Consider the following 13,194-nt stretch of genomic DNA (forward strand, 5'->3'; position numbering starts at 1 on the left):
AAATATGACACCTTAAACACTAGGGCGCATGATTTGATAGACATTACTCAAATCATAAACACGGTAACGCGCAGGTTCGCGGCGGTTTTCGCCCGCATAGCTGAGGATCAGTGCTTGCTTTGCACGCTCATCAACCCAGCCGACAAACAGTCCACTATGCTCGACGCCATTATAGCCATGATTGATATAATAGAGCCAATCCCCAACTTCAATCTCGCCACTATTGGCATACGGACCTTGACCATAAGTACCTTTATGAATGGTATCGCGTGTCACCCCGGCGCGTTTAAACACGGCATTGAGATAGTCCCAGCAGCCACCTTGAATGATCGCGCGCTCATTCAGCGCCATCTTGCGTGCTGTACTAACTACTTCACGTGCGGCCAAACTACTCTGCATCTCCGCACTGCTCAGTAACGGTAAATACTCGCTATCGACATTATCATAATTACCCGATAAAAAAGCGGGCATCACTGCTGGTGCTTGACGCGCTACTTCAGGATAACGATAGGATGTCTGAATCACTGGTGGAGCACTGGCAGAATTTGAGCGATAAGTTCCTGCACGTTGAATGGTAGAACGCGTGCTGACTTTCGCAGAGGGCACGGCTGAGTATGAAGGTGTATAGCGAGCACTAAAATCAGATTGCACAGATTTTTGGGCGATCAGCGCACTCATACTATCGGCATGGGCCTGACCTACTAAGCCAACGGTAAACAATAAAAGACTGCACGACGCGGTAACCGACGGCGATATAGATAATGACACAGGCAAACGCGACATGACCAACTCCTTGTCAATAAAATATAAATGACAACATAAACCATAATAATAGGATGTTCTAATCTTACTTATAAACCATTTAGACATGAAGCTGCAAGCATTATTCGGCTCAAATAGCCGATAAAAGGTATAAAAATGCCGACTAATGGTTAGATAAGAAGAGCACGTAGAAAAACGATGGAGAGCTGGCGCTAAATAAAAAGGAAATAGAATAAGCAGTGTTTAGATTAAATACTGCGTAGATAGAGTACTGAGCAGATAAAATATTATCTGAGATAGAAGATTGCTGAAATAAAATACTGCTCAGAGAAAGCCACTTAGGTTTTTTATAGCCCAATCCAGTAGATAATCGGCTAAGAAATAAGCTAATCGTTACTCATTTTGATATTCACATGGCGCTTGCCCAATGCTTGACCTTGCAAAATAGCTTTGGCAGCGGTTGCCTCTTGGATACTATCAAAGCCGCTAATATGGTATTTGCGTATATCATCACAATCAACAATCTGTAATTGCTCACCAATAAGCATGATTTTATCACCGTCGGTTAACTGAATATGCTGACGCTTACCTTGATTGTCATGCACCAGCTCACCCGCACGCAGCCACAAGATGCCGCTACTGATAACGCCAGCCATGGCTTTTTTATGTTGTTGGCGTTTTCGATTAAAGATAAAGCTACCAATAATCAGTAGCGCCAATGCCCCTATAGCCAAGCGCTCAGGCAGCAGACTCATTGCCAAAGCAACCGCCACTGCTCCTATTAATAATGCTGAGCCAAACCAAAACATGCCATCATCAGTCGTTTTTGGCTGATCTTGTAGCGTGATTTTGGCACCATCGTCGGTCAGCTTGAGCATGCATGACTACCTGTTACAGAGTAATAAGAAAGTAAAAGTTTACTGAAAATACGATGAGCAAGTAGTCATCAATAGGACTACCAACCCAAGGCTGTTTTTTGCATGGCAATCAGCTCAGCGATGCCTTTTTCGGCAAGGATCAGCATATCATCGGCTTGAGCGCGGGTAAATGGCTTTTCTTCCGCCGTTCCTTGTAGCTCAATAAATTCGCCTTTTTGGGTCATAACCACATTCAAATCAGTATCACAGCTGGCATCTTCTTCGTAGTTTAAATCTAGATACGCTTTGCCGTCTTTCATACCAACAGAGACCGCAGCGACCAAACCAATCAGTGGATCTGCCTTGAGTTTTTTGCTTTTTTGGATACTCTCTAATGCATCGATAAGCGCAATAGCAGCCCCTGTCACACTAGCAGTACGAGTACCGCCATCGGCTTGCAAAACATCACAATCAAGATAAATGGTATTTTCACCCAGCTTACTCAAGTCAATCATCGCTCGTAAGCTACGACCAATCAAACGCTGGATTTCTTGGGTACGACCTGATTGTTTACCACGTGCCGCTTCACGTTGGTTACGAGTATTCGTCGCGCGTGGCAACATACCATATTCAGCAGTGATCCAGCCTTTGCCTTTACCTTTAAGCCAACGCGGTACGCCAGATTCAACACTAGCGGTACACAATACTTTGGTATCACCAAAGCTGACTAACACTGACCCTTCGGCATGCTTAGTATAATGGCGCTCAAAGCTGATCGAGCGAAGTTGGTCAAGCTCACGATTGTCAATACGCATAAAAATCCCTAGTACAATGTTTTAAAGGCGGTGTCATAAAATGAGGTGTCTGTCATTACGTGGCCAACCTTCATTTATCTAGCAAACTATTAACAAGCTAAAATAAATAATAATTGGATGCCATAGCAGACGTAAATATTGAGATATCCTAACGTGGCAGCGGCGCAATAGCAAGATTCGTTCGAGCTATTGCGCCGCTACTTGAGCCAGTCATTGGCTTAACAAAGAAATAGCACCAACTTTATTCTAACCCTTCCATCTTACGCAATTCTTTACGCAGGATTTTACCCACGTTTGATTTTGGTAATTCATCGACGAACTGTATGTGACGCGGACGCTTGTAGCCAGTCAGTTGCTTTTTGCCAAAATCAAGCAACTCTTGCTCGGTCACATCGCCTTTTTTGACCACAAACAACTTGGGCTCTTCACCGCGGTCATCGTTTGGAATACCGATAGCGCCGCATTCTACCACAGCTGGATGCTCGCTCATGGCTTCTTCAATTTCGTTCGGATAAACGTTAAAACCAGAGACTAAAATCATGTCTTTTTTGCGATCAACGATTTTGATAAAGCCTTTTTCGTCCATGATGCCGATATCGCCAGTTTTCAGAAAGCCATTGGCAGTAAACGTTTCAGCCGTTTCTTCTGGACGATTTTGATAACCTATCATTACCTGCGGGCCTTTGACACAAATCTCGCCGCGATCACCCAATGCGACTTCATTTTCATCATCATCGATTAGTATTATATCGGTGCTAGAGGCAGGAATACCAATTTTACCCGTGAATTCAGCAATGGTCATCGGGTTAAAAGCAGCCACTGGTGAGGTTTCTGACAAACCATAACCTTCCACGATAGGCAGACCAGTGATTTTATGCCACTCTTTTGCCACGCTTGGCAAGACAGACATACCGCCACCGATAGACGCTTTTAGGTTAGAGAAATCTAAGTCTGCAAAGCCGTCTTTGTGTACTAGACCGTTGAACAAAGTATTCACCGCAGGGATAAAGGCGGGTTTGTATTTGGCCATCTCTTTAATCAGACCATCAAGATCACGAGGGTTTGGGATAAGCAAGCCTGCATAACCTCGGTACATGCCATACATGCCGCAGACCATAAATGAGAATACATGATATAGCGGCAGTGCCGTCAGGATGACATCACTAGCATCAACATCATCATCAAAGGCACTGTCCATCAATGCACTAATCTGTAGCATGTTGGCAACTAAGTTACCGTGCGACAGCATTGCACCTTTGGCAACCCCTGTCGTACCGCCAGTATATTGCAATAATGCCACGTCGCTTAAATTCAAATCAGGGCGTTTATATTTGCTGGCTGATACTGCATTTAAAGCGTGCTTAAAACTCACGCTGTTTGGCAGACTATAAGCCGGAATCATTTTTTTGACATGGCGCGCAACGAGGTTAACGACGGCTCCTTTCACTGTTCCTAGCATATCGCCAATCTTACAAACGATGACATGCTCAACCTGACCTTTGTCTTCTGCCTCTTGATAGGTGTTCGCAAAGTTCTCTACAATGAATAGGGCTTTGGTGCCACTATCATGCAGCTGATGCGATAACTCTCGGCTGGTATATAAAGGGTTGACGTTGACCAACACCATACCGGCACGGATGATCCCCAAAGCAACCACTGGATATTGCAGGAGGTTGGGCATCATCACCCCAACTTTATCACCTGTTACCAATCCTAATGATTGTAAGTAACTGGCAATTTGGCGACTGTATAAATCCAATTCCTTAAAGCTAATCGATGCACCCATACAAATATAAGCCGTTTTTTTCCCATAACGGCTAAAGTTACGCTCAAACACATCAAGTAAAGAGGTATTGTCATCAGGCATATCGATAGTCGCATCAATGCCATAACGCTCATAAGTTTTCAACCATGGGCTGTCACTATCTATCGTCGGCATAGTAGGAAATACGCTGTCTTTATTGTTCATTGCAGCGTTATCGTTTGTGGTCTCTTTATTGATACTGTCGGTCATAATTTTCCCTAAATGTTACCGTTAAAAACGTAGAATAATCTAATGAAAACACCATTATTTTTTGTGATTGATCAATGACAGCAGAAGCTTGTGAATAAAAAACGTGGTAACAAAAAAGGTTTGTCATTCACAAGCTTTGTCAATCAAAGCGCAACGTTAAGTCCTTGATAAATAGCATAATAACTCAGCACTACCGAATTAAAAACCCCTTTATCCCTGATAGTTTTATCAGAGATATAGCGCAAAACTAACGTCATCTCGTCGATAAATAGACAAATATGTCGGTAAGCACTATAGCAGTTTTGCTAAAAATTCTCTATCTCTACCTGACTGGGTCATAGCGACAAAAAAAGCAATAAATACAAAAAATGATAAGGCAGCATACCAGCAACCTTACCATTTTTGGATCACGACACCCAGTATCACAACCACCACTATCACGACAACTTAGCATCCTGATAGTTTCTTTCAGATTTAGTTCGTAGCGTTAGTTGGTAGCTTTAGTTTTTATCATTAGTATCGTGGTGACTTATCATGATGACTTTACGAGTGCCTAACAAACAGTAGCAGACACTCATAAAAATACTCTGGCACTGAAGGCTAGCTTATTAACCGTGGTTCTGTTCTTCCAGCACGCGCAAATCTTTGTGCAAAATCTTACCGACATTTGACTTTGGTAGCTCATCGATGAACTCAACATAACGAGGACGCTTATAACCAGTTAAATTCTCTTTGCTATAAGCAAGCACTTCTTCTTTAGTCAAACTGTCATCACTACGCACGACATAAATCTTTGGCACTTCGCCGCTCTTTTCATCTTCGATACCGATGACACCGCACTCTAAAATCTTTGGATGACCTGACATCACATCTTCGACTTCGTTTGGATAGACGTTAAAGCCTGATACCAAAATCATATTCTTTTTACGATCAACGATTTTAAAGTAGCCTTCTTCATCCATCACGCCGATATCACCCGTACGGAAATAACCGTCAGACGTCATGACTTCAGCAGTAGCATCATCACGTTTCCAGTAGCCTTTCATAACCTGTGGACCACGAACACAAATCTCGCCACGCTCACCCAGTGCGACCTCATTGCCTTCTTCATCCAAGATAGCCATGTCTGTCGCTGGCATCGGCAGACCAATATTGCCTGAGAATTCGCCCGTACCTTCTGGGTTTGCTGACGCCACAGGAGACGTCTCTGACAGACCATAGCCTTGTACGATCACATTACCAGTAATTTTTTGCCATTTGTCAGCGGTGTCTTTTAATACTGCCATGCCACCGCCCATCGACATCTCAAGTTTGCTATGATCTAAGGCTTTAAATGGATCGCTATTTGCTAAAGCATTAAACAGCGTATTGACCGCTGGGAAAAACGCTGGTGGATAATCTTTGTAAGCTTTGATTAAGCTTGCGCCGTCACGTGGGTTTGGTACCAGTAGCCCGATACAGCCGCGATATAAGCCAAACATACCGCAAACGGTAAACGAGAAGATATGATATAGCGGCAAGGCGGTCATGATAACTGGCTGCTCATCCATACCTTCAAACTTATCAAAAGCATCGCCAAGATAGGTATCACATTGAATCAGGTTGGCGACTAAATTACCATGCGTGAGCATTGCACCTTTAGCAACACCGGTCGTACCACCGGTATATTGCAAAACGGCAATGTCATCAAGGCAGATATTATCTGGACGTTTGTAATTTTTGGCTGAGAAGCGATTCAGTGCTGTTTTAAAGTTGGTGCTGGTTTTAAGGTTATAGTCAGGTACAAGCTTCTTCACGTGACGCACGACCATATTAACGATAAAGCCTTTCAATGGACTCATCAAATCACCCATTGACGTCACGATGACATGGTCAACCAAGTCCTTACCAATGTCTTCATACGTTTTGGCGAAGTTTTCTAAAATAAATAATGCTTTGGTATCAGAGTCTGTTAGTTGATGCTCAAGCTCTTTTGAGGTGTAAAGCGGGTTAACGTTAACCAAGGTCATGCCAGCACGCAGCACACCCAATACGGCAACCGGTAGCTGCAAAATATTTGGCATCATGACGCCGACTTTATCGCCTTTTTTTAACCCAAGTGATTGCAAGTAGGCAGCAATTTGTTTGCTATAACGATCTAAATCTTCGTAGGAGAGTTTTGCATCCATACAGACAAACGCTGTCTTGCCAGCGTGCTTCGTAAAATTCTGCTCAAATATATCGATTAAAGAAGTATTAGCGGCTGGCATATCAATGTCGTATTGAATACCAAGCTTTTCGTAAGTTTTGACCCATACTTTATCGTTACGACGAATTAGGTTACTGTGATTTTCCATAATCTTTTCTCTCCTAGTAATAGTACGCTACCGTCAACCCATACGAATCACAGTGTGATAAAAATATAAAAACTCAGAGCGCAGGCTTGTCATCGTAATAGCAAGCTTGGCTGTGAGGCAATCATATGGTGATGAGCAAACAATATAGCGGTAAATAGCCCTCTGTTCATTAACATACACACTTTATACAGACTACTCAATATAAAAGATTGCTACTTGAGTTCGCAAACTGTCTTGACGGTCAATAATGTCATAGTTATCAAAACCTTAATAACAATAAGCGATAATTTTTCAGCGATTTATTAGCGAACATTTATTCATTAATACTCTTTATAGTGTTTTATCGTTAACTATTTTTTACCTTTACTATCAAGGGCAGTAGCAAGCTCTGCTAAGGTCACAAAGTTACGCTGTGTACTCTCTTTATCGTTATTTAGCACGTCACGACCTGTCGTCTATTCTGACTTATGCCTTTTTAATTTTGCCAATATCCTTTACGATAGCGCTATCCTATTTGTACGCTTGCACCGATTATTTATACCTATTAAAACTGATAAGTGAACCCTATTTTATGTCCGATGTTATTGATCATACGATTGACCCTATTATTCCCAATGAACCGATGGATACTCGCTCAGTCGCAGAGTTCACTGAGCAGGCCTATCTCAACTATGCGATGTACGTCATCATGGATCGGGCGCTGCCAAATATCGCCGATGGCCTAAAGCCTGTCCAGCGCCGCATTGTTTACGCCATGAGTGAGCTGGGGCTAAAATCTACTGCCAAAGCTAAAAAGTCTGCGCGTACCGTCGGTGACGTCTTAGGTAAATACCATCCGCATGGCGATAGTGCTTGTTATGAGGCCATGGTGCTCATGGCGCAGCCGTTCAGCTATCGCTATCCGCTCATTACGGGTCAAGGTAACTGGGGTAGTCCTGATGATCCCAAATCCTTTGCCGCCATGCGTTATACCGAAGCCAAAATGTCGGCTTATGCCAATACGTTGCTGGCAGAACTCGGACAAGGTACAGTCGATTGGCAGGATAACTTTGATGGCACGATGCAAGAGCCAACTACCCTACCTGCCCGCCTACCTAACATACTATTAAACGGCACAACAGGTATCGCGGTCGGTATGGCAACCGATATTCCACCGCATAATCTTAATGAGGTGGTGCGTGCAGCGATTCGCTTGCTTAAAAATCCAGAGTTGTCCGTTAAGCAGCTCACGCAATCAATACCAGCGCCTGATTTGCCAACTCCAGCTGAAATCATCACCAGCAAAAAAGATTTGCAAGCGATGTATGAGACTGGACGCGGTAGCTATAAAATGCGTGCAACCTTCCATGTTGACCCTAAAGAGAAAAATCTCGTCATCATTGACGCGCTGCCTTACCAAGTCTCAGGCAACAAGATTCAAGAGCAAATCGCCAAGTTAATGACGGACAAAAAGCTGCCTTGGATTACCGATATCCATGATGAGTCAGATCACGAAAATGCCTGCCGTATCGTGCTTGAGCTCAAATCAACCCGGGTCGATGTCGCTCGCGTCATGAGCCATCTGTTTGCCAGTACGGATCTAGAAAGCAATTATCGCGTCAATATGAATATGATTGGCCTAAATGGTAAACCACAGGTCAAAAATCTAAAAGAAATCCTTGATGAATGGCTAATCTGTCGCCGTTCAGTGGTCACCCGTCGCTTACAATATCGCCTCGATAAAATCGATAAACGCTTACATATCTTGGCGGGCTTGTTGATTGCTTATCTCAATATTGATGAAGTCATTCGCATCATTCGTGAAGAGGACGATCCAAAATTATCGTTAATGCAAGATTACGACCTCACTGAGATTCAAGCCAATGCTATTTTGGATATTCGTCTGCGTCAGCTAGCAAAGTTAGAGGAAATTGAGCTGCGCCGCGAGCAAGATGAGCTGGCTGCCGAACGCGCGATCATTCAAGAGTATTTGGACAATCCAGACAGTCTGACCAATCTGATGATTGAAGAACTCACAGCTGATATGAAAGAACATGGCAATGAGCGCGTATCACCACTAGCAGAGCGCGAAGAAGCGCAAGCATTAAAAGAATCTGACCTTGTACCGAGCGAACCAATCACTGCCATCCTATCAAAGGCAGGTTGGATTCGTGCTGCCAAAGGTCATGACGTCGATGCCGCTGGCATGAGTTATCGTTCAGGTGACAGCTATCAAGCGCACGTCCGTGGCAAATCCAATGAGAAAATCTACGTGCTCGATAGCACTGGACGCAGCTATAGTATTGACGCGCACAATCTCGCATCGGCTCGTGGTCAAGGCGATCCTCTGACCAGTGTGTTAAAACCACCAGCAGGTGCTAGCTTTGAGCAGCTATTAACCGGTGCTGACAACCAGCGCATCATCCTCGCTAGCTCCGCAGGTTATGGCTTTATCAACACCATCGGTAATCTCGATAGTAATCAAAAAGCAGGTAAGAACATCATTAACTTAGCGGCTGATAGTCGCTTGCTCCCTGTTGCGCGTATCGATGCGCCAGTAGAAACGACCGCTAATGCTGACGGTGAGAATAGCAATACACGTGTAGCACCTGACCATATCGCCGTCGTGACCAATGCTGGATATTTACTGATATTTGCCCTCGATGATTTGCCTGAACAGGCACGCGGTAAAGGCAATAAACTTATCAAGTTAAAAGAAGGCGAAGAAGTGCTTACAATCACGCCACTCAGTCAGCAAGACAGCCTAATCATTACTGCTGGCAAACGTCATGTGACGCTAAAACCAAATGATTTGGCTAACTATACGGGTGTGCGCGGCAATCGTGGTGGTCAGTTGCCAAGGGGCTTTCAGAACGTGACTAGTGTTGAGGTTGGTAAGTAATGAAAAAATCAACTTCACTATTGCTTATATTGCTGCTCTCACAACCAAGCTTCGCTGAATGGCAATTGATAAATGAAAATGATCCAACTGACCCTGTTGAAATCTATATCAATCCGCATCAGACTGAGCATTTAGGCGATTCGCAACATGAAATACCTATGAAGACAAGTACTTGGCCTCAAAGTCATTTCTCTGATTACCCCATTGCGCTTTATGAGCCTTACATAACTGCTTCATATATTATTGACTGTAGAGAACAAACTATCACTACGCACTCTCAAAGGCTGTTTGCAAAGACAGAGCCTTTAGGGTCTTTTGTAGATATATTTGACATGTTTGAGCTGGGGGCAGATGATCGTTCTACTCGCCCTCTTGAGTTTACTGATGCAGTAGATAAGCGTTTATATGAGCGACTTTGTCAAAGTAATTAAGAAACAACAGTGATTGACGTAGGGTGCGTTCCACGCATTAATGAGATTAGTAACGCTAAAAATCGCACACTAGGCGCGACCTACGACTTTAATTATTAGTGATTTTATGAAAATTTTAGCGATAGCAACATCATTTTTATTTTTATTCTGCGCAATAGTAGTAATTTTGGTGACTCCAACTTTTGGAGAATTGTATAAAAGTTTTGGTGTTGATATACCAGTCTTCACTAAGGTCGTGTTAAGTACTCATAAATACTGGTTAGGGTTAGCCTTGATCCCAATACCCTTGGTTTATTTGTTGGAACCGTCAAAAAGATGGCAAGCTACCACTCAATATTTTCTCTTAGCTTTGGCTATTCTTCTTATTCCTTTGACCATTATTGCTCTTTATCTACCTATTTTTGAAATGGGTAGCGTCGTTGGTTAAATTGCATTAGTAAATATAAATGATGCCTTTATCATATAGAGTTGACGGCCTGGCGTAGGCTGAACTTCAGGTTTCCATTACATAAATAAAACCCGAAAGGTGCATGGAAGGCACGCTTTAACTTTCGAAAGCCGACACGCTATATACAGCTACGACTACCACCGCATTGACCATATGCTGCTGCGAAAGCTGCATATGTAAGACCAACACCTAAAGCTTGAATAGGTAGAGTGACGATATCTACTGCCATGGCAACTGGTAGTAGAACCGCGCTAAACTTATTAGCGTTACTGCCTGTCTCCCACTTATAATTCAACTGGATATTTAAGGGCTGCTTGAGCTTATAATTGACGTCATTAATGTTTTGTACTGCAGAAGCTACCGTCAGCTCAACGTTTACTGCACGCTGACAAATTAAATTTTGTTGCTCAGTAACAATGGCTGTCTTACATTCAAATCCAAAACTTTCTAACTTTGATTGCTCGCTAATCTTTAGGGCACTAATCGGCTTAGCATATAGCAAGCCAACAGTTGTAGGTACGTTTTTAATTTGATTTGATTCATCATTTTCTACATCTAGAATAAGCTCATTGGAACCAGCTTGAGTTTTTTGTTGAATATTACGATTGGTATATGAAGATTGAGTGTCGATGTATAACGAGCCTAAATCCACTTGAGCGAAAATTCTTTTAAACAGATCAGATTGTGTATTAGCAGAGACTACAGGCTCTACCAAAAAACTATAATTTTTACCAGCTAGAATCATAGCATCTTCGTATCCTTGTATAGGTTTATTAGGATATCCCACTGCAATGACGCTCTCAGATAAAACGTTTTTTGTGTGCTCCGTTGTATTATCGTTTTTGGCATAATCTGTAAGACCGATAGTCGCACAACTATTTAATACGATTGATGAACCTAAAAGCGTTACTAGCAATAAAGACAATTTTTTCATATGTATAATCCGTTTAAGTTATTCAAATAGCGAACGCCTCAGATGATAATACACAACATATGTAGAATTACAACGCTCAACCTTTACGATCTATAAATATAAGATATTGAAAACAACTAAAAAGCCGCCTACACACTGTATAGACGGCTTTTTTACGCTAGTTATAATAGAGAACTTATCTAAAAATTGCTGGATTTGGTATCTTTAAAAACTGCTGTCAAAAAGCTTTTAATCTGAGCACTTGTCATTAGATAGGGATTATAGTCAGAACCTGCTGAGAAGCTTTTTAGGGCATATTCTTCGTCTTCAGCGCTTGATGTTAGATGTTTCACTAAAAACCCATTCCATTGACGCGACTCTATTTCCTCTATATTAACAATATTGGGAAAAATGGTTGAATGCTCGTCAAGTATTTTTTCTAAGGCAATATTGATAGCGGGCCTTGTTCCTTGAAAACTTTGAACGAAATAACCTTCACTAATGACTAAAGCTGAAGCTATATTGTTTTCTTCAAAATACCTTCGCCAATACTCAAGTGCGCGAGTTAGCTCGATTCCTGAATCTAGGTCGACATTTTTGGCGATATATATCATGTTGATAAGAATATGCTCGCCATTTATTTTTTTGCTTTCTGGAGTATGGCTTGTCGCTATAGTCATGAGAAACCTTATTTATAAAAACCTGATCTAATTTAAGATAAAGTATAATCAATAAAATTTTTTTTCTTAGTGGTTTTTTGTCATCTAGCATCATTGTATTTCTAGAAATAACCATTGGAATTTTAATGAAATAGGATGCTGACATTTCTCGGAGTACAATTGTACTATAAAACTTGGCACAATGACTGCGATATCATTAGTCTAATAATTAACAAGCCTAATCTATATTTTCCTATAGCACGGTCTCAACCCTAACATACGACTGACCCACGCTTACTCATGTCTCAGTCGTTGCAAACATCACTTACTCTTACTAAAAATCCGTCTATACACACGGTATAGACGGATTTTTTATGCTCATTAAAACGACTAAGGCATCAATACCGACCCATCTCAACCGTTGTCTCAGCAAGCACACTATCGCCTTGCCATGCCTGCACATCTACCGTATACAGATGGTTTTTGCCACCTGAACAAGGTGGTTTATATGCCCCTCCCGCTTCCCCTGCACGGCTACGATATTCCGCGACCATCTCAATCCCAACTGGCACTTCATAAGTATGCCCAAACACACGTGGAATCTCAGCACTCGTAGCACCTTCTGGTCGGTTAAACTCTACAATGCCATGTCCACCATGTTGCATACGTTTATTGCTCACATCGTTATAAACGAAGACCAAGCTCTCCGCGCCCATCGGTATGTTTGAGACCGTCATGCTCGGCGTGGCTGGATTTTTGCCATCATAGTTTAGACACTGCTGCCCTTCAGGTATTTTTTTGCCATTCCAAGCAGCATCGTTAAACTTAACATCCATTGCAAAGGCATTGGCAGATAGTGCCAATGTTGCTAAAGCCGTCAAAGTGGTGACTGATTTTAAGGTAAAAATTTTCATACTAGCTCCTTTAGGTAGCGGATACACTGATAAAAATCGTTCATCATTTTGTTAACTGATATTGATCGTTAATCTTAACCTTATAATAAATAGCCACTCTTAAGTTAATTATATCGTTTAGAGTTTTTGTTAACCTTTCCAATAAGCGCAAATCAATCACAATG

General features: G+C 42.2%; 11 protein-coding genes. 3 read left to right on the top strand and 8 right to left on the bottom strand.

The genetic code is table 11. The features are described 5' to 3' along the window. Window positions 1-12: 12 nt before the first annotated feature. From ACT3S4_RS11795 to ACT3S4_RS11815, 5 genes are all read right to left on the bottom strand, one after another. A complete protein-coding gene (locus ACT3S4_RS11795) occupies window positions 13-783 on the bottom strand; it encodes a hypothetical protein (protein WP_201560967.1) in 771 nt (256 codons plus the stop codon). Between the two features lie 365 nt (window positions 784-1,148). Continuing rightward, complete coding sequence (locus tag ACT3S4_RS11800; protein ID WP_201540150.1) at window positions 1,149-1,640, bottom strand: hypothetical protein; 492 nt, start codon at window positions 1,638-1,640, stop codon at window positions 1,149-1,151. Window positions 1,641-1,717: 77 nt separating this feature from the next. Then, window positions 1,718-2,434: a ribonuclease PH gene (rph, locus tag ACT3S4_RS11805; RefSeq protein ID WP_045443953.1), complete on the bottom strand. Its 717-nt coding sequence runs from the start codon at window positions 2,432-2,434 to the stop codon at window positions 1,718-1,720. A 241-nt stretch (window positions 2,435-2,675) separates the two neighbouring features. Then, window positions 2,676-4,448: an AMP-binding protein gene (locus ACT3S4_RS11810; protein WP_201560968.1), complete on the bottom strand. Its 1,773-nt coding sequence runs from the start codon at window positions 4,446-4,448 to the stop codon at window positions 2,676-2,678. 608 nt (window positions 4,449-5,056) lie between these two features. Then, a complete protein-coding gene (locus ACT3S4_RS11815; RefSeq protein WP_201560969.1) occupies window positions 5,057-6,784 on the bottom strand; it encodes an AMP-binding protein in 1,728 nt (575 codons plus the stop codon). Window positions 6,785-7,355: 571 nt separating this feature from the next. Between ACT3S4_RS11815 and parC the strand changes: the two genes are divergently transcribed. The 3 genes from parC (at window position 7,356) to ACT3S4_RS11830 (ending at window position 10,523) form a co-directional block, all read left to right on the top strand. Further along, window positions 7,356-9,665: a DNA topoisomerase IV subunit A gene (parC, locus tag ACT3S4_RS11820; protein ID WP_201560970.1), complete on the top strand. Its 2,310-nt coding sequence runs from the start codon at window positions 7,356-7,358 to the stop codon at window positions 9,663-9,665. Next, on the top strand, window positions 9,665-10,096 hold the full coding sequence (locus ACT3S4_RS11825) for a hypothetical protein (protein ID WP_201560971.1): 432 nt from the start codon (window positions 9,665-9,667) through the stop codon (window positions 10,094-10,096). The genes parC and ACT3S4_RS11825 overlap by 1 nt, the downstream gene beginning before the upstream one ends. 106 nt (window positions 10,097-10,202) lie before the next feature. Next, window positions 10,203-10,523 carry a hypothetical protein gene (locus ACT3S4_RS11830; protein WP_201560972.1) on the top strand — a complete coding sequence of 107 codons (321 nt, stop codon included), beginning with the start codon at window positions 10,203-10,205 and terminating at the stop codon, window positions 10,521-10,523. A 139-nt stretch (window positions 10,524-10,662) separates the two neighbouring features. On the opposite strand, the gene ACT3S4_RS11835 is transcribed toward ACT3S4_RS11830, so the two are convergent. From ACT3S4_RS11835 to ACT3S4_RS11845, 3 genes are all read right to left on the bottom strand, one after another. Next, entirely contained in the window at window positions 10,663-11,478 is an 816-nt protein-coding gene (locus tag ACT3S4_RS11835) for a hypothetical protein (protein WP_201560973.1), read from the bottom strand. Window positions 11,479-11,657: 179 nt separating this feature from the next. Next, window positions 11,658-12,137, bottom strand: coding sequence for a BLUF domain-containing protein (locus ACT3S4_RS11840; RefSeq protein ID WP_201560974.1), 480 nt, complete (start codon window positions 12,135-12,137; stop codon window positions 11,658-11,660). Window positions 12,138-12,514: 377 nt separating this feature from the next. Further along, window positions 12,515-13,030, bottom strand: coding sequence for a hypothetical protein (locus tag ACT3S4_RS11845; RefSeq protein ID WP_201560975.1), 516 nt, complete (start codon window positions 13,028-13,030; stop codon window positions 12,515-12,517). Between the last annotated feature and the right edge of the window lie 164 nt (window positions 13,031-13,194).

The organism is Psychrobacter sp. AOP30-A2-5 (genome assembly GCF_052378115.1).
GTDB lineage: Bacteria > Pseudomonadota > Gammaproteobacteria > Pseudomonadales > Moraxellaceae > Psychrobacter.